The 25,110-nt window shown below is 72.0% G+C and carries 23 protein-coding genes; 17 read left to right on the top strand and 6 right to left on the bottom strand.

Annotated features, from left to right (window positions below; all coding sequences use genetic code 11):
* The first annotated feature begins 3 nt into the window (after positions 1-3).
* The 13 genes from NZH93_RS42585 (at position 4) to NZH93_RS42645 (ending at position 13,867) form a co-directional block, all read left to right on the top strand.
* On the top strand, positions 4-204 hold the full coding sequence (locus tag NZH93_RS42585; RefSeq protein WP_259629026.1) for an MbtH family protein: 201 nt from the start codon (positions 4-6) through the stop codon (positions 202-204).
* 41 nt (positions 205-245) lie between these two features.
* Complete coding sequence (locus NZH93_RS42590; RefSeq protein ID WP_259629027.1) at positions 246-521, top strand: acyl carrier protein; 276 nt, start codon at positions 246-248, stop codon at positions 519-521.
* Positions 522-525: 4 nt separating this feature from the next.
* Positions 526-1,752 carry a beta-ketoacyl-[acyl-carrier-protein] synthase family protein gene (locus NZH93_RS42595; protein WP_259629028.1) on the top strand — a complete coding sequence of 409 codons (1,227 nt, stop codon included), beginning with the start codon at positions 526-528 and terminating at the stop codon, positions 1,750-1,752.
* Entirely contained in the window at positions 1,749-2,846 is a 1,098-nt protein-coding gene (locus tag NZH93_RS42600) for a beta-ketoacyl synthase N-terminal-like domain-containing protein (RefSeq protein ID WP_259629029.1), read from the top strand. Before NZH93_RS42595 ends, NZH93_RS42600 begins: the two co-directional genes overlap by 4 nt.
* Positions 2,847-3,144: 298 nt before the next feature.
* Positions 3,145-3,531, top strand: a complete 387-nt coding sequence (locus NZH93_RS42605) for a 3-hydroxyacyl-ACP dehydratase FabZ family protein (protein ID WP_259629030.1) — start codon at positions 3,145-3,147, stop codon at positions 3,529-3,531.
* A complete protein-coding gene (locus NZH93_RS42610) occupies positions 3,528-3,995 on the top strand; it encodes a 3-hydroxyacyl-ACP dehydratase FabZ family protein (RefSeq protein ID WP_259629031.1) in 468 nt (155 codons plus the stop codon). The genes NZH93_RS42605 and NZH93_RS42610 overlap by 4 nt, the downstream gene beginning before the upstream one ends.
* Positions 3,995-4,741 (top strand): 3-oxoacyl-ACP reductase FabG, encoded by a 747-nt coding sequence (gene fabG, locus NZH93_RS42615; protein ID WP_259629032.1) that lies wholly within the window; start codon positions 3,995-3,997, stop codon positions 4,739-4,741. Before NZH93_RS42610 ends, fabG begins: the two co-directional genes overlap by 1 nt.
* Positions 4,742-4,755: 14 nt before the next feature.
* Entirely contained in the window at positions 4,756-5,463 is a 708-nt protein-coding gene (locus NZH93_RS42620) for a 2-hydroxychromene-2-carboxylate isomerase (RefSeq protein ID WP_259629033.1), read from the top strand.
* Between the two features lie 155 nt (positions 5,464-5,618).
* Positions 5,619-7,844 (top strand): AAA family ATPase, encoded by a 2,226-nt coding sequence (locus NZH93_RS42625; protein ID WP_259629034.1) that lies wholly within the window; start codon positions 5,619-5,621, stop codon positions 7,842-7,844.
* Complete coding sequence (locus NZH93_RS42630) at positions 7,841-10,639, top strand: ATP-binding protein (protein WP_259629035.1); 2,799 nt, start codon at positions 7,841-7,843, stop codon at positions 10,637-10,639. The genes NZH93_RS42625 and NZH93_RS42630 overlap by 4 nt, the downstream gene beginning before the upstream one ends.
* Positions 10,640-11,162: 523 nt before the next feature.
* The gene (locus NZH93_RS42635; RefSeq protein ID WP_259629036.1) at positions 11,163-11,804 is read left to right on the top strand and encodes a LuxR C-terminal-related transcriptional regulator; all 642 of its coding nucleotides are present in this window, start codon (positions 11,163-11,165) and stop codon (positions 11,802-11,804) included.
* Positions 11,805-11,838: 34 nt separating this feature from the next.
* On the top strand, positions 11,839-12,897 hold the full coding sequence (locus tag NZH93_RS42640; protein ID WP_259629037.1) for a lysylphosphatidylglycerol synthase domain-containing protein: 1,059 nt from the start codon (positions 11,839-11,841) through the stop codon (positions 12,895-12,897).
* Complete coding sequence (locus NZH93_RS42645) at positions 12,866-13,867, top strand: phosphotransferase family protein (protein ID WP_259629038.1); 1,002 nt, start codon at positions 12,866-12,868, stop codon at positions 13,865-13,867. The genes NZH93_RS42640 and NZH93_RS42645 overlap by 32 nt, the downstream gene beginning before the upstream one ends.
* A gap of 1 nt (position 13,868) precedes the next feature.
* Here the strand turns inward: NZH93_RS42645 and NZH93_RS42650 are convergent, their stop codons facing one another.
* The 6 genes from NZH93_RS42650 to NZH93_RS42675 are packed head-to-tail and all read right to left on the bottom strand — an operon-like array spanning position 13,869 to position 19,734.
* Complete coding sequence (locus NZH93_RS42650; RefSeq protein ID WP_259629039.1) at positions 13,869-14,876, bottom strand: LLM class flavin-dependent oxidoreductase; 1,008 nt, start codon at positions 14,874-14,876, stop codon at positions 13,869-13,871.
* A gap of 15 nt (positions 14,877-14,891) precedes the next feature.
* Positions 14,892-15,971, bottom strand: coding sequence for a hypothetical protein (locus NZH93_RS42655; protein ID WP_259629040.1), 1,080 nt, complete (start codon positions 15,969-15,971; stop codon positions 14,892-14,894).
* 34 nt (positions 15,972-16,005) lie between these two features.
* Positions 16,006-16,986 carry a Gfo/Idh/MocA family protein gene (locus NZH93_RS42660; protein WP_259629041.1) on the bottom strand — a complete coding sequence of 327 codons (981 nt, stop codon included), beginning with the start codon at positions 16,984-16,986 and terminating at the stop codon, positions 16,006-16,008.
* The gene (locus NZH93_RS42665; RefSeq protein WP_259629042.1) at positions 16,976-18,268 is read right to left on the bottom strand and encodes an ATP-grasp domain-containing protein; all 1,293 of its coding nucleotides are present in this window, start codon (positions 18,266-18,268) and stop codon (positions 16,976-16,978) included. Before NZH93_RS42665 ends, NZH93_RS42660 begins: the two co-directional genes overlap by 11 nt.
* Complete coding sequence (locus NZH93_RS42670; RefSeq protein WP_259629043.1) at positions 18,265-18,555, bottom strand: acyl carrier protein; 291 nt, start codon at positions 18,553-18,555, stop codon at positions 18,265-18,267. Before NZH93_RS42670 ends, NZH93_RS42665 begins: the two co-directional genes overlap by 4 nt.
* Before the next feature lie 3 nt (positions 18,556-18,558).
* Positions 18,559-19,734, bottom strand: coding sequence for a radical SAM protein (locus NZH93_RS42675; protein ID WP_259629044.1), 1,176 nt, complete (start codon positions 19,732-19,734; stop codon positions 18,559-18,561).
* Between the two features lie 418 nt (positions 19,735-20,152).
* Between NZH93_RS42675 and NZH93_RS42680 the strand changes: the two genes are divergently transcribed.
* From NZH93_RS42680 to NZH93_RS42695, 4 genes are read left to right on the top strand one after another with little or no spacing between them, the layout of a single operon-like run.
* On the top strand, positions 20,153-21,448 hold the full coding sequence (locus NZH93_RS42680; RefSeq protein WP_259629045.1) for a condensation domain-containing protein: 1,296 nt from the start codon (positions 20,153-20,155) through the stop codon (positions 21,446-21,448).
* Positions 21,449-21,497: 49 nt separating this feature from the next.
* Complete coding sequence (locus tag NZH93_RS42685) at positions 21,498-22,490, top strand: terpene synthase family protein (protein WP_259629046.1); 993 nt, start codon at positions 21,498-21,500, stop codon at positions 22,488-22,490.
* Positions 22,491-23,957 (top strand): prenyltransferase/squalene oxidase repeat-containing protein, encoded by a 1,467-nt coding sequence (locus NZH93_RS42690; protein WP_259629047.1) that lies wholly within the window; start codon positions 22,491-22,493, stop codon positions 23,955-23,957.
* Positions 23,957-25,033 carry a polyprenyl synthetase family protein gene (locus NZH93_RS42695; RefSeq protein ID WP_259629048.1) on the top strand — a complete coding sequence of 359 codons (1,077 nt, stop codon included), beginning with the start codon at positions 23,957-23,959 and terminating at the stop codon, positions 25,031-25,033. The genes NZH93_RS42690 and NZH93_RS42695 overlap by 1 nt, the downstream gene beginning before the upstream one ends.
* The last annotated feature ends 77 nt before the right edge of the window (positions 25,034-25,110 follow it).

Consider the following 25,110-nt stretch of genomic DNA (forward strand, 5'->3'; position numbering starts at 1 on the left):
CCCATGACGAACCCGTTCGACGACGAGGACATCACCTACCGGGTGCTGGTCAACGACGAGGGCCAGTACTGCATCTGGCCCGACTTCGTCGCCGTGCCCGCAGGCTGGACCACCGTGCACGGCCCCGGTACCCGGAAGGCGGCCGTCGAGTACGTCGAGGAGCACTGGACCGACATGCGGCCCAGCAGCCTCGTCCTGCACTGACCACTACCGAAACCCAGCACCACCAACCGAAGGAGCACGTCGTGAGCACCGAGAACATCACCACCACCGCCGCCATCAGCCCCGAGCAGGCCGAGCGGATCAAGAGGGTCGTCTGCGAGATCCTGGAGATCGGCGAGGACGAGGTCACCGAGACCAGCCTCTTCATCGAGGACCACGAGGCCGACTCGCTGCGGGCGATCGAGATCCTCGCCTCGCTGGAGAAGGAGTTCGGCGTCGTCATCGACCAGGCCGAGCTGCCCAAGATGGTCAACCTGCGCGGCGTCCACCTGGTCACGGCCGACGCGGCCGGTTGGTGACGGCGTGGCGCAACGAGTGGTCCTGACCGGGCTCGGCGTGGTGTCGAGCATCGGCTTCGGTCCCCAGGAGTTCGCCGCGGGTCTGCGGGCGGGCAGGAGCGGTGCCAGGCCGATCAGCGTGTTCGACACCACCGGGTTCGAGTACGCGAACGGCTGCGAGGTCGTCGGGTTCGACCCGACCGAGTGGTTGCGCGTCACCGATCCGGCCGACCTCGGCCGGGCCAGCCAGTTCTCCGTCGCGGCGGCCAGGATGGCCGTCCGCGACGCGGGGCTGGAGGAGTCGGAGCTGGCGGGCAAGAGGGGACTGGTGTCCGTCGGCACGACCGACGGCGAGGCGGTCGACCTGGAAGCGCTGCTGGAGACGTCGCTGAACAGCGGCTCCGCGGCGATGGACGGCCAGACGGCCAGGCGGGTCCCCGCGACCATGCTCTCCCTGGCCATCGCCAGGGAACTGGGGCTGTCCAACGTCAGCGCCTACACCATCGCCACGGCCTGCTCGGCGGGCAACTACGCGATCGGCGACGGGTTCGACGCGGTCCGCTCCGGCGAGGTCGAGTTCGCCCTGTGCGGCGGCGCGGACGCCATGTGCCGCAAGACGTTCGCCGGGTTCTACCGGCTCGGCACGATCGCGCCGGACTGCTGCCGCCCGTTCGACGCCGACCGCAAGGGCATCCTCACCGGCGAGGGCGCGGGCCTGCTCGTGCTGGAGAGCCTCGACTCGGCGCGGGCGCGCGGCGCCCGGATCTACGCCGAGGTGCTCGGCTACGGCCTGAACTGCGACGCCTACCACCAGGTGGCGCCGAACCAGGAGAGCATCCAGCGGTGCATGAGGCTCGCGCTGGAGGACGCCGGGGTCAAGCCGCACGAGGTCGACCTGATCTCGGCGCACGGCACCGGGACGCAGGCGAACGACGTCACCGAGACCAGGGCCATCCGCGGGCTCTACGGCGACCAGCCGCCGCGGACGATCTCGGTCAAGTCGATGCTGGGGCACACCATGGGCGCGGCGAGCGCGCTGGGCGCCATCGCCTGCGCGCTGGCGATCACCCACGGGTTCATCCCGCCGACGATCAACCACCGCAGCTCCGACCCCGAGTGCGAGATCGACTGCGTGCCGAACGAGTCCATCGAGGCGGACCTGCGGGTGGTGCAGAACAACGGGTTGGCGTTCGGCGGCAACAACGCGAGCCTGATCCTCGGCAAGTACTCGGAGAAGGAGCTGGTGTCATGACCACCGAGCCCCGCCTGGTGATCACGGCCTGGTCGGCGGTGTCGCCGTACGGCATCGGCCGCGAGTCCTTCGTGGACGGCATCGCGTCGAGCACGTCGACGGTGACCGAGCTGGACCAGGACCTGTGGCAGGGCCCGACCAGCCGCGGGTGCCTGGTGCCCGGCTTCGACATCAGGGAGGTGCTCGGCGCCAAGGGGACGCGCAAGATGGACCGGGTCACCGCGCTGGTCGTCAGCACCGTGGGGCAGCTCCTCGCGGACGGCGGGATCAGCACGGGCGAGGACACCGCGCTGGTGCTCGGCTCCACGATGGGCAGCGCGCAGTCCATCATGGACTTCACGAAGGACGTGCTGGTGCGGGAACTCCCGTACCTCGTCGACCCGGCGAAGATGCCGAACTCGGTGATGAACTGCGCCGCGGGCGCGTGCGCCATCTGGCACGGCCTCAAGGGGCCCAACACGACCCTGGCCGGTGGCCAGGCCGCGGGTCTCATGGCGCTCGACTACGCGCGGCGGCTGCTGATCCACGACCGGGCGGCCAAGGTGCTGGTCGGCGCGGCGGAGGAGTACTCGACCGAGCGCGCCTGGCTGGACCGGCACTCGTGGCCCGCCGAGACGCCGGACCGCGTGCTCGGCGAGGGCTGCGCGGTGCTGCTGGTCGAGACGGCCGACCAGGCGGCGCTGACAGGCGGCAGGACGCCGCTGGCCGAGGTGCTGGCCACCGAGTCCAGGGTCTACCTGGAGGGCGACCCGACGAAGGTGCTGATCGCCTGCGTCCAGTCCGTCCTCGCCAGGGCGGGTGTGCGGGCCGATGAGGTGTGGGCGGCCGTCCCGTCCTCGGTCGGTGACCGCGGTCGGCTCGAATCCGGTGTGGTGCGGTCGTTGTTCGGTGCCGAGGTCGTCGACCGGGTCCCCACCGGCGACGTGCTCGGGGACACGGGCGCGGCCAGCGCCGCGCTGCGGATCGCGGCGGTGCTCAGCGTCGCGGAGCACTCGCCGGAGGCGGCGGGCAGGGTCGCGCTGGTGACCTCGGCCGACCGCTACGGCACGGTCGCCTGCTCGCTGCTGCGGCTGGCCGACCCGGCGTCGTCGTGACGTCTCCGCACGACGACGTCCCGCGGGCGGCCCCCGCCGTCCGCGGGTCCACCGCGGTCCTCGCCCCCGGTTCGGCGACCCCGCCGCCGTCGGGGTGGCGCTCCGGTGGGATCAGCTCCGTGGGCGACGTCGGGGAATCGGCCGTCGCCCACGGGGTGGCCGCCGCGCCGCGGGACGAGGCGCTCGACCGCGCAGAGGCACCGGGAGACCGGCCGGAGCCGTCGTGCGGCGCTCGGCGGAACCCGCTCCGAGCACCAACAGCAGTGAGAGGATCACGATGTCCACAACCGTCTCCCCGGTGAGCACCGCGATACGGGTGGTCCGCCCGCCCTCGATGTGCCCCGACGCCAAGGCGTGGTGCGGGACCGCCGTCGTCGGGATCGGGGCTGACGAACCGGTGTTCGCGGGCCACTACCCCGGATTCCCGATCTTCCCCGGCATGTGCGTGGTCGAGCACGTGCACCAGGCGGGTCTCCTGATCGCCCCGCACGACGCGGGGGGCCTGGTCATGTCGGCGATGGAGTCGGTCCGGTTCCTCGCCCCGGTGTTCCCCGGCGACGAGCTGCGGATGGAGCTGGAGTGGCGGCGGGAAGGCCACGACTGGCGGCTGACCGGCCGCGCCTCGACCGCCTCGGGTGACGTCGCGGCGGTCCGGACGCGCTACCGGCTGGACGGTGCCTGGTGAACGGCGTCGTCGTGGAACCTCGGGAGGTGCTCCCGCACCGCTACCCGATGCTGCTGGTGGACAGGGTCGTCGGCGTGGTGCCGGGCGACTGGGCCACCGCCGTCAAGGTGATCAGCCGCAACGAACCCTGGTACGCCGACTCGGGCGACCGGCAGGCGTACCCGGAGGTGCTGCTCGTCGAGTCGTGGGCGCAGACCGCCGGGATCGCGATCGGCGCGGACAGCCCGAACCCGGACGTGCTGTCGGGCTCGGTGATGCTCTTCGGCTCGCTGTCCACTGTGGAGTTCCACCGGCGCGTGCTGCCGGGGGACGTGCTGGAGCACCGGGTCCGCGTGGTCAAGGCGGTCGGCGACACGGTCATCTTCGAGGGGGAGTGCGTGCGGCAGGGGGAAACCGTGTTCACCGTGTCCAGGATGGTCGTCACCTTCCGGCCCGCCGGGAGTCTGAAGAGCGGAGCGAAGTGATGGAGCACGAAGGAAGAGGGGTCGCCCTGGTCAGCGGCGGCTCGCGCGGGATCGGCCGCGCGGCGGTCCTCCGGCTCGCCGCGGACGGGTTCAACGTGGCGTTCTGCTACCGGTCGGCCGGGGAAACGGCGCGGCTGCTGGAGAAGGAGGTCGCCGAACTCGGCGTGCGGGTGCGGTCCGACCAGGTCGACGTGACCGACGCGGGCTCGGTCCGCGGCTGGGTCAGCGAGGTGGAGAAGGACTTCGGGCCGGTCGAGCTCGCGGTCACCTCCGCCGGTATCACCAGGGACAACCCGCTCGCGCTGATGTCGGACGCCGACTGGCACGCGGTCCTCGACACCAACCTCGACGGCGTCTACCACGTCTGCCGCGCCGTCGTGTTCGGCATGATGAAGCGCAAGCGTGGCTCGATCGTCAACGTCTCGTCGGTGTCGGGCGTGCACGGCAACCCCACGCAGACCAACTACTCGGCGTCCAAGGCCGGGATCATCGGCTTCACCAAGGCGCTGGCGAAAGAGGTCGGCAAGTACGGCGTCCGCGCCAACGTGGTGGCGCCCGGCCTCATCGAGACGGACATGACCGCGGGCGTCGGCGAGCAGGCGATGGCCAGGATGCTCGGCTCGGTCCCCCTCGGCAGGCTCGGCAGGGCCGACGAGGTCGCCCACCTGATCTCCTACCTGGCGTCGCGCGACGCCGGGTACGTCACCGGCTCGGTCTTCCAGATCGACGGCGGCATCACCATCTGACCCGGAGGACCACTGTGCCAAGCAAGCCCAAGAAACAGCCCCGGTGGTACTTCTCGTTGCGCAGCCCGTACTCGTGGTTCGCCTACCACGACATGCGCGCGGAGTACCCCGACGTGCTCGACGCGGTGAGGTGGCTGCCCACCTGGGAGCCGGACGAGATCAGCGCGTCGATGCTCGCCGAGGCGCGCATCGAGCTGCCCTACGTGCCCATGTCGGTGGAGAAGGGGCGCTACATCCTGCAGGACGTCCGGCGGATGGCCAAGGACCGCGGGCTCGCGATGACCTGGCCGGTCGACCGGAACCCCGTGTGGGAGGTGTCGCACCTGGCCTACCTCGCGGCGGAAGAGGAGGGCGCGGGCCGCGAGTTCGTCGCCGCCGCCTACCGCGCGCGGTGGGAGCACGGACGGGACATCTCGGACCCCGACGTGATGTCGGACATCGCGGGAGATCTCGGACTCGACCCCGTCCGGCTGTCGACGGCCGCGCAGGACACCCGGTTGCGGGAACTGGCCGTCCAGAGCCTGAACGAGGTCTGGCGGGACGGTGTCTTCGGTGTTCCGTTCTTCATCGTCGGGCACGAGAAGTTCTGGGGCGTGGACCGGCTCCCGCAGTTCGTCGATGCGCTGCGCGACCTGCGACTACGCGAAGATCCCGGTACCTGGCAGGGATTGGTGCCCGCCGGTCCGGTCAGCGACATGGGTCACGCAGGGGGGTGCGGCTGACACCTCTGCTCGTGGTAGTAGTAGCTGTAGGTACTCGCGGGGACCGGCAGCGTCACCGCCGGAGATGAGGGGGGCGGGCTCTTGACGGTCGACTTGGTGGTGTCGCACGTCGCGCTGCCTCGGCGCACGGCGTCGACCGCTCCCCGGATCGTCCGTTGCGGGTAGCCGCGCGCCCTGGTCCCCTGGTCGACCGCGATCGTGAACTGGAGGTCTTCCGGCGCGTGCTGGAAGGCCTGGGTCGCGGTCGGTCGTCGGTGCTCGTCGTGGAGGGGCAGTCGGGCATGGGGACCGGCGCCCTGGTGCGACGGGGGTGCGTGCTGGCGGGTGAGGCGGGTGTCCGGGTCGCCTACGCCCGCGGGTCCCGCTACGAGTCCACCGTCGACTTCGGGTTGGCGTCGCAGCTCAGCGCGCAGGTGACCGGGCCGGGCCAACCGCGCTGGGGCAACGACCTGGCGGCCGTGCTCTGCGAGGAGGTGCTCGCGGAGGCGCGGCGGTCGCCGCTGCTGGTCGCGGTCGACGACGCGCACTTCATCGACTCCGGATCGGCGCGCTGGCTCAACGCCGTCGTCCGGCGGATGACCGGGACCCCGCTGGTGCTCGTGCTCGCCGTGAGCAGCGGCACGGACCAGGAGCCCGCGCTGCGCGGGCTGGCCGAACGCGTGCTCGAAGCGGGACCGCTGACGTCGGCCGGGGTGCGCCAGGTCCTCGCCGCGGCCTTCGGCGAACCACCGCACGGCGGGTTCGTCTCGGCGGTCGCGCACGCCACCGGGGGCGTCCCGAGCGTCGTGCACGCGGTCGCGCACCGCCTGGCCGCGACCGGCACGACCCCGGTCCCCGCCGCGGAGCCGCTGATGCGCGCCATGACCTCGGACGCGCTCGGCGAACGGCTCGCGCGGATCCTCGACGGGCTGCCGGACGAGCTGGTCACCGTGGTGCGCACGATCGCCGTGTGCGGCGGGAGCCTCGACTTCGAGCTGGTCTGCTCGGTCGCGGGGGTGGAGGGCATGTCCTCCGCCGGTGCCCGGTCCAGGCTGCGCAGGGCGGGGCTGCTGAACGACGACCCGCGTCCCGCGCTGGCGGGCTGGGTGCCCGCCGACCAGGTGCTCGCGGCGATGGACGCCGACGCGCGGGAGAAGGCGCAGGCCGTGGTGGCCGAACTGTGCCACCGCAACGCGGTCCCGGACGACGTGGTGGCCGACATCCTGCTCGACACCCGACCGGTCGGGGACCCCTGGGCCGCGGGCGTCCTGCGCGACGTCGCCACCAGGCGGACCGAACTCGGCGACACCGTCGCGGCGACCCGGCTGCTGGGGCGCGCGCTGCGGGAACCGGTCACCGGTTCGCCCGCGTCCCGGATCCTGTTCGACCTCGGCGAGGCCGAGGTGGCCACCGTGCCGTTCGCCAGCGACCGCCACCTCGCCAGGGTGATCACCGCTCCGGCGGGTCCCGACGTCGACGCGCTCCGCGTGCGCGCCGCCGACCTCGTGCTGTCCCGCGGGGACCACGCCCTCGTCGGCAGGCTCACCGCCGAGGTGTGCGAGCGCGAGGACGTGGCGCCGGAGGTGCGCGGCAAGCTGCTCGCCCTGCACTGGCTCAGCCAGGACCGGATGGGCGACACGCCCGAAGGTGCGGGGAGCGCGGCCGTGGGGCCCCTGCCCGAGGTGCCGGACGACCCGGCGCAGGCGGCCGTGGTGGCGTGGCGGCTTGCCCTGAAGGGCCAAGATGTCCGCAGGACCCGTGCCCTGGCGCGCACGGCCCTGCTGGCCGACGGCCGCGACGCGTGCCCCTTGGCGCCGCGGACCGCGGCGAGCGTCGCGCTCGACCTCGCGGGCATGACGGACGAGGCCTCCGCCGGGCTGGAAGCCGCGGTGGCCGACTTCCGGCTCCCGCACGACCGGTCGGCGGTGGCGTACGCGCTGCTCGTGCGGGTGGGCGTGTCGTTGCGGCACGACCTGCTCGACGCCGCGGCGAGGGATCTCGACACGGTGCTCACGACGATGCCCGAGCAGTGTTGGCACCCTCGGCAGTGGCACCTGCTGGAAGCGATGCGCCTCCTCGTGCACGCGCGTTCGGGCGAGCTCGTCGTGGCGTCCCGGCGGATCACCGGGACGGGGTACACGGATTCCGCGGTCCTGTTGTACGCACGCGGTGTGGTGCGCCTCCTGAACGGTGACGCCGAGAACGCCGTCGGGATGCTGCTCGAGTGCGGGAGGCTGCTGCTCAACGCCGGCCTGGCCAATCCGCTGGTGATCCCGTGGCGGGCCGACGCCGCCACCGCCTCGCGCGTGCTGGGGCACGACGCGCGGGCCGACGACCTCCAGTCCACGCACGACGCGCTGACCCGGACGTGGTTCGCCGACACCGGAAGGGCACTGCTGTGACGTTGTACGACCGACTCCCGGAACTCGACGTCGTCGCCGAGGCCCTGCGGGCCGCGGAACTGGGGCACAGCCGACTGGTCGTCGTGTCGGGCCCCGTGGGGATCGGGAAGTCGGCGCTCCTCCAGCACCTGCCGGTGCTCGCGGAGGAGCACGGCGTGCGCGTCCTGCACGCCAGTTGCGCCGTGCTGGAGCAGGACTTCGCCTTCGGCGTCGTGCGGCAGCTCCTGGAGCCCTCGTTCATCGCGGCGGACGAGGAGACGCGCGAGCGGTGGCTGGCGGGCTCCGCGGCCCACGCGCGGCTGCTGTTCACCGACGACCTCATGCGGGCGCCGGGGGACCGGGACGAGTTCTCGGTGTGGGACGACGACCGGCAGGTCGGCGGGGCGGGGCAGCCCATGCTGCACGGCCTGGTGCGGATGCTCGGCGCCATGAGCGCGGAGCAGCCGCTGATGCTGCTGGTGGACGACTTGCAGTGGGCGGACATGCCGTCGCTGCAACTGCTGGGGTACCTCGCGAGGCGGACGGCCGATCCCCAGGTGACGCTGGTGGTGGCCGTCCGCGAGGGTGATCCGCGCGCCGACCGCGCGGCGGTCCGGGACGTCGTCGGCGTGGCCACGCACCGGCTGTGGCTCGGGCCCCTGTCGGTCGACAGCGTCCGGCACCTGGTGCGGGACGAGTTCGGGGAGGAGGGCGAGGAGGAGTTCGTGCTCGCCTGCCACGGGGCGTCCTCCGGCAACCCGATGTTCCTGAGGTCGGTGCTGATCGGCATGCGGCAGAGCGGGTACCGACCACTGGCGGCCGTCGCCGAGACGGCAGCCTCGCTCTCGCCGTCGCACCTGCTCGACCGGCTGGCGGGCTGCCTGGCCACGCAACCGAGGCGCATCAAGGCGTTCGCCAAGGCGATGGTGGTGCTGGGCCACCACGGCGACAGCGCGCTGGTGGGCCGGTTGGCGGACCTGGACCCGGTCGGCCGCGCCGAAGCCGTCCGGCTGCTGGACCGGCTCGGGCTGATCATCCAGGGCGAGCCCCCGCGCTTCATCCACGTCGTCGTGCGGGAAGCCGTGGAACAGACGATGACGGCCGTCGAGGTCGACCGCCTGCATCGGCGGGCCGCGGCGCTGCTGTACGACAGCGGCTACTCGTCCGAGCACGTCGCCGCCCACCTGCTCGCCGCGACGGGCGAGTGCGCGCCGTGGGCGATCGAGGTGCTGCGCGGGTCGGCCGAGACCGCGCTGAGCCGCGGGGCCCCCGAGGTCGGCGCCCGGTACCTGCGGCGAGCACTGCTGAACTCACCGCCCGGCACCGCCGACCGGGCCCTCCTGCTGGTCGAACTCGCCGCTGCGGAAGCGGAGTTCGACCCCGTCGCCGCGCTGCGGCACATGGCGCAGGGGGTGCCGTTCCTGCCGTCGGCCCGCGACCGCGCCCTCGCCCTCTCGCACCTCCCGCCCGCCCTGCTGGCCGGGGCCCCGCAGCCGATGGTCGAGGTCTTCGCGCAGGCCGCCGAGGAGCTGGCGGAGGAGATGACCGACCCGGAGCGGGTCTCCGCCTTCGACCGCGAACTGGCGCTGTGCCTGGAGGCCCGCCTGCGCTTCACCCGGTTCCGCTACGCCGGGCACCTCGTGGACGCCGTCGACCGGTTGCGCGGCTTGGGCCCCGACGTCCCGCTGAACTCCAGGGGCGACCGCGAACTCGCCGGGGTCCTGCTGCACGCGGCGACCACCACCGGCGACTACCCCGCGGCGCAGGCGCTCCGGCTCGGTCGGCGGCTGCTGGAACTGGAACCCGCCTCCACCCGGACCGCGCACGCCGTGGTGCCGCTGGTGATCAGCACGCTGATCGCGGCCGGTCCGCCGGAAGGGGTCCGCGGGTGGCTCGACCTCGCGCTGGACGAGGCCGTCCGGATCGACTCCGCCCCGTCGCAGGCGGTCATCGGCGCCGAGTGCGCGCTGGTGCTGCTCAAGGTCGGGAAGACGGCCGAGGCCAGGGTCATGGCGACCATGGCGTTCGAGTTGACCGACCCGGACTGGACCCGGCAGCCGTCGAGGTCGGCGCTGGCGCTCGTGCTGGTCGCGATCGACGCGGACGACCCCGTGCTCGCGGAACGGATCCTCGCGCGCTGCGGGGACGTCCGGACGCGGCTCTCCGCGTCCTGGCACGCCCAGATGCTCCGGGCCTGGCTCGCCGCCCGCTCGGGCGACCAGACCACCGCTCTGGACCACCTGGTGGACTGCGGGCGCAGCCTGGACCTGCTGGGCTGGGGCAACCCCGCGGTCATCCCCTGGCGGGGCTGGGCCGCGGCGCTGAACCACTCGCTCGGCAGGCAGGCCAGGGCGCGGGAACTCGCCGACGAGGAGTGCGAACGCGCGCTCGCGTGGGGAGCGCCCGCCACCGTCGGCCGCGCGCTGCGGATCAAGGGGATGATCACCGAGGGCGATCCGGGCGTCGAACTGCTCTCCGAGGCGTGCTCCGTGCTGGCCGCCTCCGGCGACGCGCTGGAACACGCCAGGGTGACGGCGGCGCTGGAGCGGCGGCGCGGTGCGGCGTCCCGCAAGGGCCGTCCGTCCCCGGCGGGCGTGGAGGCGTGGTTCGGTGTGGGGAAGCCGGTTTCGACAACGTTGACGAAGACCGAGCGCCGCGTCTCCACCCGTGCGGCGGAAGGTCTCACCAACCAGGAGATCGCGCAGGAGTTCGGGGTCAGCTCACGGGCGGTGGAGAAGCACCTGACGAACTCCTACCGCAAGCTCGGGGTGACGGGCCGGGCCGGTCTGGCCGCGGCGCTCGCCGACCTCCGCTAGAGGCGCGGCGAGCCGCGCGCCGCTCACCACCGGGGTGGGGAGCGGCAGGCTCGACGCCGCCGTTCGGAATGCGCGGGTTATTCGGTTCGCGTACACCGTCTTGTCATCCGGGAAATCTCCCGCGATTCCTCCCGATCCGTGAATCGATATGCGTGCCACCGCAAGCACTTCGGTGATTTGCCCGTTCCATTCCCGCAACCCCTAGGGCGGAATCGGGGCGGCCAGATGAGACGCCATCCCGGTCGGAGGGGAGGGGGTCGGCGGTGGGGCTCCACTGTGGAAAGCGCTTTTCCGCTGCTCGGAGGGCCTGCGTGCGAGAGGGTCGGGTACGCGGTTCGGGGGGTGTGGGCACCGTACCTAGGTCGTGCGGCAACCACAGAGTTAGCCACGGTCGGTATCCGGTGATTGCCACTGCGCTCCCACCGTTCATACGATCGTTACAGCTCCCCATTGACGGTCAGCAAGGGTGCTGCGCCCCAACTCATCGCAAGGAGTATTTGTGTTCAAGTGCTACGACCACCCAGTGGAGCGCTCTCACCAATTGGCCGACGACAAGCTCTACCGCTCGATGTTCGAGCGGTCAGGACTCGGCATGGCCCGCCTGGACCCCAAGAGGAAGGTGCTGGAGGCGAACGCCGACCTGCTCAACTTCTTCGGCCGGTCGATCCACGACGTGTACAGCCGCGACTTCACCGAACTGGTCCACCCCGGCGTCAGACCGGGCCTGGAGCGGCAGATGGAGAAGCTGGCCGAGGGCAAGCGCGGCCGGTTCGCCGAGCAGGTCGCCGCGGTCCGGTCGGACGGCAGCACGGTGCCCATCACGATGACCGCCATCGCGGTGCACGGCGACGGGCCGTCCATCACGGCGCTGCTGGTGATCCTGAAGCAGGCGGCGGGGGACCGCGACCGGACGATCGTCGACCAGGGCAAGGTGCTGACCGACGTGCACGCCAGGATCCTCGAGGGCATGGCCGCGGGGGAGTCCACGACTCAACTGGCGTCGAGGCTCTTCCTGAGCCGTCAGGGCGTCGAGTACCACCTGGGCACGATGCTGCGGAAGCTCAAGGCCCCCAACCGGACCGCGCTGGTGTCGCGGGCCTACGCGATGGGCATGCTGAGCGTCGCGAGTTGGCCGCCCAGGGTCGAGCCCGCGTTCGTGAAGTAGCCCGCGCGCCCGGACGGGCGGCCGGTTCGACGACGTGCGACGAAGTGGACGGGGGACGGCGTTGGCGGTCGACGGGTCGGTGTCGCCGAGCGGGAGCGCCGCGAGATCGACGAGGTGGCCGCACCGGGCCATCGGTGTCCTCGGCGCACTCCTCGCCGCCTCGGCGCTGTGCTGGTGGTCGCTCGACGGGGTGGACTGGACAACGTTGTCCGAAGCCGCGCGGCGGTCCTCGCCGGTGCTGGTCGCCCTCGCGGTGGCCGGCTACACGGTCGCGTTCTGCGCGCTGGACACCGCGGCCTTCACCCTCGTGTACCGCGGGCACCTCGTGGCGGACGTGCCCGTCCGGCACGTCGCCGCCGTGGTCTGCGGCAAGCAGTTGCTCGCGGTGGTCTTCTCCCCGTTGACCAAGGTCGTCGCCACGCTGTACTTCCACCGCCGCTGGCGCGTGCCGGTCCTGCGGACCCTCGGTGCCACGGAGGTGCTGACGGTCGCGGACACGATCGTGCTGGTGGCGCTCCTCGTCGGCGGCGCGCTGTTCGTCGACGGGATGCCCGCCGGGACGCTGGTGCTGGGGTCGTCGCTGGCGGTGCTGCCCGCGTTGCTGCTGCTCTGGGCCTGGCTCCCGGCGGCGCGCGGCCTGTTGCCCCGGCTGCGGCGCACCGCGTTCCTGTCCGTGCTGGTGCGCACGAGCCCGGCGCAGATGTCGGCGCAGCTCGGCCTGAGGTTCGGCGTCGTCGTCGCCATGGGGGTGTCGTGGTGGTTGCTGCTGCTGTCCAACGACGTGGCCCTGGACCTCGGGCGGCTGCTCCAGTTCTGCTCGGTGTTCGTGGTCGTGACCCAGTTGCCGATCTCGGTCGCGGGGTACGGCGGCCCGCAGGGCGCGTGCGTGCTGCTGTTCGCCGACGTCTGGGAGTTGATGAGCCGCGTGGACGCGGTGGCGCTGAGCCTGTTGTGGTCGACCGCCTACCTGGTGTCCCGCCTCGTGGTCGGGTCGCTGTTCGCGGTGCCGTTGTTGAACCTGCTGCGGGAAGATCGCGGCGCGCACGAGACGAGGAGTGGGAGTGCGGAGCCAGAGCAAGCGAGCACTGCGTGAGGACGAGGTGGCCGCGGCCGTGTCCGAGGCGTTCGGCGTGGACACGGCGATCACGTCGGCGGCGGAGATCGCGGACGGCACGTTCAACGCCGTGTGGCTGCTCGACCTCGACCCGGTCGGGCCGGTCGTGCTGAAGGCCGCGCCGACGCCGTCGACACCGCTGATGACCTACGAGCGCAGGATCGCGCGGACGGAGGCGCTGGCGCTGACGGCGACCGCGACCGTCGCCCCGGTGCCGGTGCTGCACCACGCGGGCTTCGACAGCGCGGGGGTCGGCGGCGACTTCCTGATCACCTCGGTGGTGGACGGCGACACCTGGCACCGGCTGGGCAGTCGGGTCGCGGGCGCGGAGCGCGCTCGGTTGCGCCGCGACCTCGGTCGGATCGTCGCCGGGCTGCACACCGTGCGGGGCAACGGTTTCGGCTACCCGGAACCGTCGGCCGGGCTGGGCGGCGACACCTGGACCGAGGCGTTCACCGCCATGTTCGACGCCCTGCTGGCCGACGCCGACCGCTACGGGGTCGTGCCGCCCGTCCCCACCGCGGCGGTGCGCGACCTGCTGCGGTCGAGCAGGGCGCTGCTCGACGAGGTGACCGATCCCGTGCTTGTGCACTTCGACCTGTGGGAGGGCAACGTCCTGCTCGCGGGCGACGGCGGGTCCCGGCGCGTCACCGGGCTGATCGACCTGGAGCGGGCGTTCTGGGGCGACCCGCACGCGGAGTTCGTGTCGCTGGCCCTGCTCGGCGACCTCGCGGACGACGACCCGCTGCTGGACGGCTACCGCGAGGCGGGCGGCTCGGCGGACCTCACGCCGTCGGCTCGGCGGCGGATCGCCCTGTACCAGGCGTACCTCTACCTGATCATGGTGGTCGAGGCCGTGCCGCGCGGCTACCGGGGCGTGAAGTCCGCCGTGGCGCAGTCGTTGTACAAGAGCAAGTTCAAACGGGCGTTGAACCGGGCGGCGGGGTGACTCAGCGCCCCCGCAACCGGGACAGGACCACGTCGTTGTGGTGGAACTCCTCCTCGGTGAGGACACCTCCGAGCAGCACGGTGCCCACGCCCAGGGACAGGTAGCCGTCCAGGTACTCGGTGACGCGGTCGTAGCTGCCGACAAGCTGGGGCATCAACCCCTTGTCCGCCCGGTAGGCGCCCGTCCAGTACACGTCGTCGTAGGTCTCGCCACTGGTGGCCAGCACCGCCATCCGCCGGTTCCAGTCCGATTCGGACCTCGTCTTCAGCACCGTCATGTGCCGCGACCGCCGGTCCGCGACGTGACCGGCCCGCGCGACCGACCACGCCTCGTCGTCGGTCTCGCGGGCGATCAGGCCGATCCGGATGCCCAGGCCGTGCCCGGCCGCCGCGCGCGAGGGGACGAACTCGGCCGCGAACTTGTCCAGCGGCTCGGGGTGCGTGACCGCCACGTCCCCGACGGCCGCCGCGACGGCCCGGCTCGCGTCCGACGAGCCCGCGACGAAGACCTTCGGCATCAGGTCCGGTGGCAGGCGGGAGAACGTGCGCAGTCCGGAGAACCGGTAGAACCGGCCGTCGTGCGTCAGCGGTTCGTCCGAGGACAGCAGCGCCCGCACGACGGTGGTGTACTCCATCGCCCGCGCGTACCGCTCGTCGTGGTCCAGGACGTCGCCGACCTGGTCGAGTTCCCCCTTGATGCCACCGGTGATCAGGTTGACGTCGACGCGCCGCCCGTGCAGCGAGGACAGCGCGTGGATCGTCTTGGCCGCGGTGAACGGCGGCATCGCGTAGGGCTGGGCGGCCACCAGCGGGACCAGCGTCGTCGTGGCGCCGAGGGTGGTGGCGGCGACCACCCACGGGTCGATGTTCTCGTGGTTGTGGAAGACCAGCAGGCCCTCGTACCCGTACCGCTCGGCCCGCTCGGCGAGCGCGCCGATGGTGAGCAGCGAGTTGTCCGCGGTCGGCCTGCCGGGCAGCGCGGTGCCGTAGACCGCGAAGGTGTGCGACATGGTGATCTCCGGTCGTCAGCGGGACGTGGCCAGCAGGTCCGGGTACGAGAGGGTGCGGGCCCTGGCGGCCACCAGGTTGCGGTGCAGCCGTTCCAGCACGCTGAACGACTTCCCGGTGCGGGCCCAGTCGTCGTAGGGGATGCCGAAGCCCAGCCGTTCCCACAGCCGCGCGTTGAGCGATTCGTGGCCCCCGAAGGGTTCCAGCAGCACCACGGGGGTCGCGGAGGCCAGCGAGTCCATCAGCGTGCCGCCGCCGGGCTTGCTGACCACGGCGACGGCCTCCCTGGTCAGGTCGAAGCCGTCGTGGTGGTCCTCGCGGCGCCGGTAGTCCACCCGACCGTCCTCGATCCGGCCGAACGGCGGGAAACCCCGGTCGTGCCAGGGGTGCCAGGAGGGGTCGATCATGAAGTACCGGTGCCTGCCGTCGTGCGCGGCCACGTCGGCGCCCTCGTAGGCGACGACGTCCAGCGAGAAGCCCTCCCCGCCGAGGTCGGCGGCCCTGGACCGGTAGGTGCCCATGCCCCAGCCTCCGCCGTGCGTCAGCAGGCGGCCGTTCCGCTCCACCCACGGCACCGGTTCGGCGCGGCTGACCGGGATCGTGCGCGCCACCGTCCCACCCGCCTCCTCCAGCAGCCAGACGTCCTCGTGGGCGTACGGGGGAGGCCCCGACTCGGGCACCTGTGACGCCTTGGACTCGAAGGACGGCGACGCCACCGCGTCGACGTGGCAGGAGTGGACCCGGACCCCGGCGTGGCGGGAGGCGTACCGGTGCACGGTGGGCAGCCAGAAGCCGGACAGGACCACGACCAGGTCCACCTGGTCGGCCTCCCACTCCGCCAGCAGCACGTCGACCGAGTCCTCCTCCAGCGCGGCCGCGTTCCGGCCCGCCAGCCGCTGACCGGCCAGCGCCACCCGGAAGTCCCGGTGGAACGCGACCTTCGACGCGGGGATCAGGTCGCGCTGCCGCCGCGGCAGGTGGTCCTCCAGCACGTCGACCCGGACCGGCACACCCGCCTCGGTGAGCCTGCGGGCCAGCAGCAGGCCGGGGACGTGCACGCCCAGTGCCACACCCGACGTCAGGACGGCGATGGTCACGGTTGTCCTCCTCCGCTCGTCGAGGCACTCCCGGTCAGCGACCGAGGTGCCTTCCGACGGCCTCCAGGTAGATGGTCTCCACGAGTGCCACCCGCTCGGCGGCGGCGGCGTCCTCGCGCGGCGGCCCGTCGAGCAGGCGCGCGATCCGGCGGAACTGCCGGTCGTAGTAGGCGCCGCCGGGGAAGGACCGCACCTCGCGCGATCCGTCGTCCCGCACGACGGCCAGGTTGACGGGGAACGGGCCCGCGGCGGGCCGCAGGAAGCCGCGCAGCCTGATCCGGCCCCCGGTGAAGACGAACTCGTGGTCGGCCCGGTGCGGTCCGACCAGCGCGGCGCGCAGCCGGGCGCGCAGGCCGTTCGGCCAGGCGAGCGTCGCGGTGAAGGTCAGGTCGACGCCGCCGGGGCCGTCGAAGTCCGAGTGCCCGGTGCCGACGGCGCCGTCGAGCCCGACCGCGCCCCGCACCGCGTCGAGCCAGTAGCTCGCCGTGTCGTGGAACGCGCCACCGCCGAGTTCCGGCCGGAACCGGTAGCCGTCGCCCGCCGCGAGGTCGAACGAGACGTGCGAGTCGACGGCGGTCAGCTCGCCCAGTTCGCCCGAGGCGATGACGTCGCGCACGGCGTCCTGCCACGGGTGGTCGGCCGTCATCACCGCCTCGACGACGTGGACCCCGGATTCCGCCGCCGCGTGCCGGAGCGCGTGCAGCTCCCGGCGGCCGAGGCACAGCGGTTTCTCGACGACCACGTTCTTGCCCGCCCTGGCGGCTGCGGTCGCCCAGGTCGCGTGCGCGGAGTTGTGCAGCGACACGTACACGGTGTCGACCTCGTCGTCGTCCAGGAGGTCCCGGTAGTCGCCGTGGGCCGACAGGAGCCCGTGCTCGGCCCGGAAGGCCTCGGCGCGGTGTGCCGAACTCGCGGCCACCGAACGGATCCGCACGTCCTCGTGCGCCCGAGCTGGCGCGACGACGGCCTTGACCGCGACCGCCGTCGCACCGACGAGGCCGATCTCACGAGGCATGGCCCACCGCGACCCGTCGGGCGGCCAGCGACGCCACGACCTCGTCGAGCACGGTGTCGAGCATCCGGTCCTCGTCCTGGTCGCGGGCGACCACCGCGCAGTAGAGCCGACCTCGGGACGACAGCAGGGTGTTGGCGGCCAGGGGGAGCAGACCGGTGCCGCCGGACCGGAACAGCGCCCGGCTCGCGCTCAGGTCCTCGACCAGAGCGTCGAACGTCCGGTGTGGACTGTCGGTGGGCAGGGTCCGCACGGCCAGCCGGGCCCTGGTCGCGGGACCGGCCAGCCGCCGCGCCGCGAGGATGCTGATCAGCCCCATCGACATGCGGGGGTTGATCTCCAGCACCGGCACGAGGGTGCCGTCCCGCAACAGCATCGAGTCGACGCAGACCGGTCCGTGGTAACCCGCCCCGGCCAGCGCGGCGCCGACCTCCTCCAGGACGGCCCGGTAGCCGAGTTCCGCCAGGCGCGTCCCGAGCTCCGCCGGGACCGGCCGCGAGCCCGCGTAGGTGAACCCGGTGTTCTCGATGAGCCGCACGCCGTACCAGTCGACCCGTCCGTCCGCGCGGACGTGGAACTGGGCGGAGAAGTCGGCCACCCGGTCGAACCTCCGCTGCACCAGCACTTCCACGGCGAGCCCGCGGTCCGCCTGCCTGGACAGGACGCGGCTCACGGACCGCAGCACGCCGGGGGAGGACACCTCGATGGTCCCGCGCCCCGAGACGCCGAAGGGGTCCTTCAGCAGGACGGTCTCGCCGTCGAGCGCCTCCACCTCCTCCAGCAGCCTCGGCACGGAGTCGACGACGACACCCGCGCCGAACAGCCCCAGCTCGCGCACGAGCTCGTTGGACCAGGACTTGGAGGAGACCGTCCGCACCGCCCGGCACTCGGGCACCGCGGCCCGCAGGCCGAGCGCGCGGACGACCTCCGAGGTCTCCGGGAGGACCGCGTATGGCGTGGAAGCGGTGCCGCGCAGGTCTTCCGGCGGCCGGGACAGCAGCCGCCGCTCCACGGTCGCCCCCGGTGCCGCGGGGTCGGGCGGTGCGACCCGGTGGTCGACGTCGACGCCCGCGTCCTGGAGGACGGCCTGGAACGACGGCGGCACGTCCGCGCCGGTGAACAGGACGTCGCCCGGACCGCACGTCACGGCGAGCAGTTCGTCCATGGCGGACGTGACGAGGTCCGCGGCGGGGTCGGTGATCGCGGGGAGCGTCGCCAGCCCGTCCGGACGCCACCGGCGTTCGACGTCGAACGTGCCGAACCGGACCACCCGCCCGGTGGTCACGGCTCGTCCGGCATGGCCGCCACCACGAACCGGCAGATCTCCGGGAACGACTCCAACTGGGCGAAGGTGAGGTCCTCGAACTCCAGCTCCACGTCGAACGCGTCCTCCAGCGCGAGCAGGAAGTTGATCATCTGGATGGAGTTGAGGCCGAGGTCGTCGACGATGTTGGTGTCGTCGGTGATGGTCGCGGCGAGCTGGTCGTCACCGAGGACGACGCCGAGGACGGCCTTGATCCGCGGCGCGACAGCGGTCACCGACCGCGGCGCGGGTGCTTCGACATCGGTCAACGGTCAGACCCCGTTCAGGTAGAGGAGGATGCACTTCGAGCAGACGGGCATGAGGCTCGTCCCGCGCAGGACGGTCCGGACCTGGCGGAACGCCTCTCCCTGCCAGACCTCCTCGACGCTGTTGTCGTGGAGGTCGCCGATGACGAACTCGGGGAAGAACTTGCAGGAGCTGACCTTGCCGTCGGCGTGCACCTCCAGCCGGTTGGACACGGCGAGGCAGCGGTTGCGCTTCTGGGCCGGTTTCGAGGTGCCGAGCACGAAGTCGTCGATCTCGTCGAGTTCGAGCTGCGGCTGGTAGCGGATGCGGACGTTCCACGTCCGCTCGGCCAGCCTGGTCATCGACGTCCGCAGCACGTCGATGAGTTCGGGCTCGATCCGGTAGGTGTAGGAGTGCCACGTCGGCGTGGTGCCCGGCGCGGGAGGGTTGAGCCACGCGAAGTTCTCCGCGTACATCTCGTCCATCGACGTGGCGACCTCGGGGCTGATGTACCAGGGGAACTGGAAGTACACGGTGTTGACGCCGAGTTCCTCCGCCCACTCCATGAACTCGTACATCGAGCCGAGGGTCTCGTTGCTGACCATGCAGGAGATCGAGACCTCGCCCTGGTACTCCCCGGTCTTCTGGAGGTCCAGCAGCAGCTTCGCGTTCTCGATGGTGCGGGGGAACGTGCCCCGGCCGCGCAGCGCCTCGTGGTCGGCGCCGAGGCCGTCCAGGCTGACCAGGACGTTGAGGCCGGGGCCGATGGTGAGCAGGTGCGGCAGGTTGCGCTTGATCAGCAGCGCGTTCGTGCACAGGTTGACCGTGCGCGGCGTCCTGGCCAGCAGTTCGGCGACCTCGCCGAACCGGCTGTGCATCAGGGGTTCGCCACCCCACAGGAAGACCTTCGCGCGGGTCTCGTCGGTCATCCGGAGCACCTCGTCGACGATGTCGAGGTCCAGTTCGGTGCGCTGCTTCTGCTTGCTGAAGTCGTGGAAGAAACCCTGGTCGTTCCACTGGTAGCAGTGGTTGCAGCGCAGGTTGCACTTGTAGGTCAGTTGCAGGCTCACCTCCCGCGGTACGGGAGTCGCGTACGTGGCGTCGGTGTCCACGTTGCGGCGGGTCTCGGCGCGGATCGCGACTGTCCGCCGCAGGTCGTCGAATTCCTTGGGGTTGAGCGTCCGACTGGTTTTCGGGTGCACCACGGCTCCTCACGAAACAGGCTTGGGGCACTGCGTTTTTCGGGCGTGCCGAAGAAGGTCCGGTCCGGTGCGCCGGTCGAGCACCGAAATCGCCGCACATCGCCGCTCCCGCAGCGAAGCAGTTCACCCCGGAGGCGTCAAGGAAGTACCGCGCCATTCCTGCGTGAGGCAAGACTTCGCTTTGTTCCGCCCGGTCGTGGAGCTTCCGCCACGGCGCGAGGATTGCCTGGTCACGGGGTTCGTCATCGGCCGTTCGTCGCAGTGGTTCCGGTGACATCCGGAGTATTTGACCGACTATCGGCCGCGTGTACGTTGCCGTTGTTCCGCCGAATCAATTCCTTTCCGAATAGCTCGGAGCCCATTGGTTTCGACGCTCTTGTGGTGCCAGCACGGTGAAACCGACCCCGGAGGAGAGTTCGTGTTGTCGACGTGGCCCGCGTCCGTGTTCCAGTACACGCTCATGACGACCCACCAGCTCCTGCCGAGCGGGTCCATCGGCCCGCACATGACCATGTCGACCTCGGTCCTGATCAGCGGAACGCTGGACGTGGACGCGCTCGACGGCGCGTACGACGACTTCGTTGCGCGCAACGACGTCCTGCGCACCGTGCTGGAGCGGGAGGGCGAGAGCTGGGTGCAGAAGGTGCACCCGCACCGGACCGCGCACCTCAAGCGGCGCACGGGTTCCGCGGACCGCGCGCAGGAGTTCGCGGACGACTGGTCGCGCGAGCCGGTGCCGGTGGACGAACCCCCGCTGGTGCGCGGGCAGGTGGTCGGGCTCGACGACGGGACCCACCTGGTGAGCCTGGTCTTCCACCACCTGCACACCGATCCGCCGTCGCTCGACCTGGCGATGGCCGAACTCGGGGTGCTCTACGCCGCGCGGCTGGCCGGTGAGCGGATTCCCGCGCCCCCCTTGCAGTTCGGCCCCTACGTGCGGCAGTGCGTCGAGAAGGTCGCCGGTCGGCTGGACGCCGATCGCGAGTTCTGGCGGACCACCGTCGAGGGGGCGAGGCCCGTGTCGCCCGCGCCGGGGCTGGAACGCGACTGGAGCCGTCCGCCGAGCTCCGGCGTCCTCCGGCTGGACGTGCTGGACGGCGATCGGGCGGCGGAGCTGGAGAAGTGGGCGCTGCGCCACCGGACCACGCTGTTCTCCACGCTGTTCACCGGCTTCTGCCTGGCGATGGCCGACCGGTCGGTGACCCGCGACCTCCTGGTCGCCACCGTGTTCGAGCAGCGCGACCACCCGGACACCAGGGCGCTGGTCGGGCCGTTCCTGCACCCGTCGCTGCTGCGGGTGCGGGTGCCGGACGGCGCGGACTGGGACGTCCTGACGCCCGTGGTGCGCGATGTCGTCCGCGACGCCTACGACCGGGCCCACATCCCCACGATCGACATCCTGGGCATGCACCCGGACGTGCTGCACGCGGTGGCCACGGAACCCGTCGGACTCTGCCTCTTCCAGTACCTGCCGTCGTCCGGCATCGGCGCCGAGATCCCCTTCGGACCGGCGAACGGCCGCCTGCTGGCCAACACCGACGTCGGTCCCACCGGTGACGTCGGGTTGATGTTCCGCCTGCACCGCAAGGCTTCCGGCGACCTCGTCGCCACGGTGACCTTCGACCGGCGGGGCCTGGACGAACCGCTGGTGCGGGAGCTGTTCGACGACTTCGTCCGGCGGGTGACCGAACCGGTCGCCTCGGTCGTGCGCTGACCGGGACCCGTCCGCACGAACGACACGACCACACCGGAGCGGAGTTCCCGTGAGCAGTGACCAGATCTTCGTCCCACCGCTGGACCAGGAGGAGCTCGACGCGGGCTGGGAGACACTGAGGATGCCCAACCTCGGCAGGCTCGACCAGGCCGAGCAGCGCCGGATCCGCGCGGTGAGCCAGGAGGTCGCGGACCTCGTCGAACCGTGGCTGACCGCGGTGTCCGACCAGTACCGCGGGCTGAGCTGGACGATCGCGGTCACCCTGGCCGCCATCACGCCGGAACTGCCGCCCGCCGCGCTCGTGCCGGTCGTCAAGTTCTCCTGCTGGACGCTCGTTTTCGACGACGCGTTCGACAACCACCACCTGTCGATCGCCGAGCACCACGGCAGGATGCGGCACTTCCTGGAGTTCGTGGAGGGCGATGAGCCGGCCACGACGGACCCCGTGCTGCTGGCGCTGGGCGACTGCCTCGACGAACTCCGGGAGTCCCCGCTGTTCGCGGAGCTGGAGCCGCAGTGGCGATCGGCGCTGCGGGAGACGATGCGCGCCATGCTGGTGGAGTGCGAGTGGCGGCACGCCTACCAGGCCGACCAGCGGACGCTGCCGTCCTTCGAGGACTACCTGGCGGTCGCGGTGGAGGCGATCGACTCCCGACCGGTGACGTGGGCGGCCCTCGCCGTCATCGGCGACCGCTCGATCCTGGAGGAGATGGACTTCCTGCGGGGCATCAGCGTGACGCTGGCGCGGTGCATCCGGTTGTCCAACGACCTGCGCACCCACGCGAAGGAAGCGCTGGAGGGGACCGTCAACAGCGTCCTGATCCGCACGGCGGGCGAGCCCGTCGACCAGGAGCGGCTCGACGCGGCCCTGCACGGGATCACCGTCGACGTCGACCAGCACCTGCGTGAGCTGGAGTGGCACGCCGAGCACTTCCGGACGAGGACCGGCCGCGCGGAGAAGTGGATCGCCGACTGCGCCGACTTCGTCTTCGAGTTCTACTCCCGGCACGAGTACCGAACGCTCTTCGATGCGGAGTCCTAGGTGTCACGACACGACGAGATAGCCGAACTGCTGGACCAGGTCGGCCCCGGCCGGGTGACCGACTCCGCCTACGACACCGGGTGGCTGGCCCGGCTCGGGACCGTCGACGCCGAACTGTCGGACGGCGCGCTGGAGTGGCTCCGGCGCCACCAGTTGCCGGACGGGGCGTGGGGCGCGCCGCACCTCGACTACCACCACGACCGCCTGATCAGCACCCTGTCCGCCGCGACCGCGTTGGCGCGCAACGGGGACCCGGCCGACCGGCAGCGCGTCGAGCGGGCCGCCGCCGTGCTGCCGAACGACCTCAAGAGCCTGGACGACGACGCCGCGGGCGAGACGATCGGCTTCGAACTGCTGGCGCCCGCGCTGCTCCGCGAGGCGAGGGACCTGGGTGTCGTCGGTGACGAGGTGGACGGGGCGCTGGCCGCGCTCGTCGCGGAGCGCGAGGCCAAGCTCGCCCGCCTGCCCTCGGGGTTCGTCGACAACCGCTCCGTGCTCGCGCACTCCGCGGAGATGGCCGACGCCGACGGCCGCCGCCTCGTCGACCTGGTGAACCTGTTGTCGCCCAACGGTTCGGTGGGGTACAGCCCGGCGGCGACGGCGTGGTACGCCTCCGTCACGGCCGACGACACGGCGATCGGGTACCTCCTGTCGGTGGTCGGTGCCGACGGGGGAGTGCCGAACGTCGGCCCCATCGACGTCTTCGAGAACGCGTGGACCCTGCTCAACATCGGGTTGACCCGGTTCGACCGGCCGGAGGGCACGGACCGCCTGCTGTCCATAGTGGAGGACACCTGGACCCCCGGTCGGGGCGTGAGCTTCGGCGCCGGTTTCCGGCCGGAGGACGGCGACGACACGGCGGTCGCGTCCGAGGTGCTGTGCCGCGCCGGGCGTGAACCGGACCTGGAGGCGCTGTCCTCCTACGCGGGCACCGAGTACTTCCACTGCTGGCCGACCGAGCGGAACCCGTCGGTCAGCACGAACGTCCACATGCTCGGCGCCCTCCGCGCCGCAGGGCTCTCCGACGACGACCCGCTGGTGCGCAAGGCGGTGGGGTACCTCGCCGTCAGCCAGGACGGTGCCGGTTCCTGGATCGACAAGTGGCACGTCTCGCCGTACTACGCGACCGCGCACGCCGTGCTCGCCGGAATCGGTCTGCGCGACGACGTCTTCGCCGGGGCGCGGGACTGGCTGGTCCGGACGCAGCGCGCGGACGGGTCCTGGGGCTGCTACCTGCCCACCGCCGAGGAGACCGCGTACTGCCTGCAAGCGCTCACCGCGGCCCGGCGGCAGGGGGAACCGGTGCCGGAGGAGGTCCTCCGCCGCGGGTACGACTGGCTGGTCCGGCACGCCGCGGAGCCGTTCCCGTGGCTGTGGATCGGGAAGTGCCTGTACGCGCCCGACGTCGTGGTGAGGTCGGCGGTCCTGTCCGCGCTGGCGCTGGTCGAGGAAGAGCGGGAGTCCTGATGAGCGTGCACCCCGTGCGCACGACGAACCGCGTCGCCGCCGACCTCGACCTGGTCCGGCACGAGGTCGACGCCTACCTCGCCCGCCTGTTCGACCGCGCCCTGCGCGACAGCGCGACGGTGCTGGAACCCGGCTCGCCGGGACTGGCCCCGCTGCGGGACATGGCGCTGGCCGGTGGGAAGCGGATCCGCCCCGCCTTCGTCTACTGGGGGTTCCTGGCGGCGGGAGGCGACCCGGACGACGACCGCGTGATCGAGGCGGGCGCGGTACTCGAACTCCTGCACCTCTTCGCGCTCGTGCACGACGACGTGATGGACGAGTCGCTCACGCGCCGATCGGCGCCGACGATCCAGGTCCAGTTCGCGGACCGGCACCGGGCGCTCGGGCTGAGGGGCCATGCCCAGCGCTACGGCGAGAACATGGCGATCCTGCTCGGCGACTTCGCCCTGCTGACGTGCACCGAGGTCCTGCTGTCCCTGCCGCGCCGCGCCCAGCGGATCTTCTACCGCGCGGCCAACCAGCTCGTGCTCGGCCAGTACCTGGACCTGGAGAACGCGGCCGCGGTGGTGGTCGACGACGAGACGTCGTCGAGGACCGCGCTGCTGAAGACGGCGAGCTACACGGTCGAGGGACCGCTGCTCGTCGGGATGGCGCTGACGCCGACGGGACCGGAACTGGAACCGTGCCTGCGCGCCTACGGCCGGGCGGTCGGCCAGGCGTTCCAGCACCGGGACGACCTGCTCGACGTCTTCGGCGACGAGGCCGAGACGGGGAAACCCGTCGCCGGGGACATCACCCACCAGAAGGCAACCCGGCTGCTGGCCACCGTCCGGCGCAACGCGTCGGTCGGGGACCGCGCGCTGCTGTCGCTGCTCGAAGGACCGGCGGCGGGCGACGTCGAGCTGGAGTCCGTGCGGTCGCTGCTGCTGCGCACGGGAGCCGTCGACGACCTGGAACGGCTGATCGACGACCTCGTCGCGGAAGCGGTCACGGCCATCGCCGACGCGCCGATGCCCGCCTCCAGCAAGGAGGTCCTGACCGACGCGGCCCACTTCGCGGGCGCCCGCCGGTGCTGACGGGGCGACCGCGGTCCACCGCCCGCACGTCGCCGACCGCGGGCTCCGGCACGACACTCGACGAGAACGGCGGACAA

This window comes from Umezawaea endophytica, assembly GCF_025061645.1.
GTDB lineage: Bacteria > Actinomycetota > Actinomycetes > Mycobacteriales > Pseudonocardiaceae > Umezawaea > Umezawaea endophytica.

Coding starts and splice junctions, on each gene's coding strand:
- NZH93_RS42585 (WP_259629026.1), top strand. CDS start 4: ATGACGAACCCGTTCGACGACGAGGACATCACCTACCGGGTGCTGGTC.
- NZH93_RS42600 (WP_259629029.1), top strand. CDS start 1,749: ATGACCACCGAGCCCCGCCTGGTGATCACGGCCTGGTCGGCGGTGTCG.
- fabG (WP_259629032.1), top strand. CDS start 3,995: ATGGAGCACGAAGGAAGAGGGGTCGCCCTGGTCAGCGGCGGCTCGCGC.
- NZH93_RS42650 (WP_259629039.1), bottom strand. CDS start 14,876: ATGTCGCACACCTTCGCGGTCTACGGCACCGCGCTGCCCGGCAGGCCG.
- NZH93_RS42660 (WP_259629041.1), bottom strand. CDS start 16,986: ATGCCTCGTGAGATCGGCCTCGTCGGTGCGACGGCGGTCGCGGTCAAG.
- NZH93_RS42695 (WP_259629048.1), top strand. CDS start 23,957: ATGAGCGTGCACCCCGTGCGCACGACGAACCGCGTCGCCGCCGACCTC.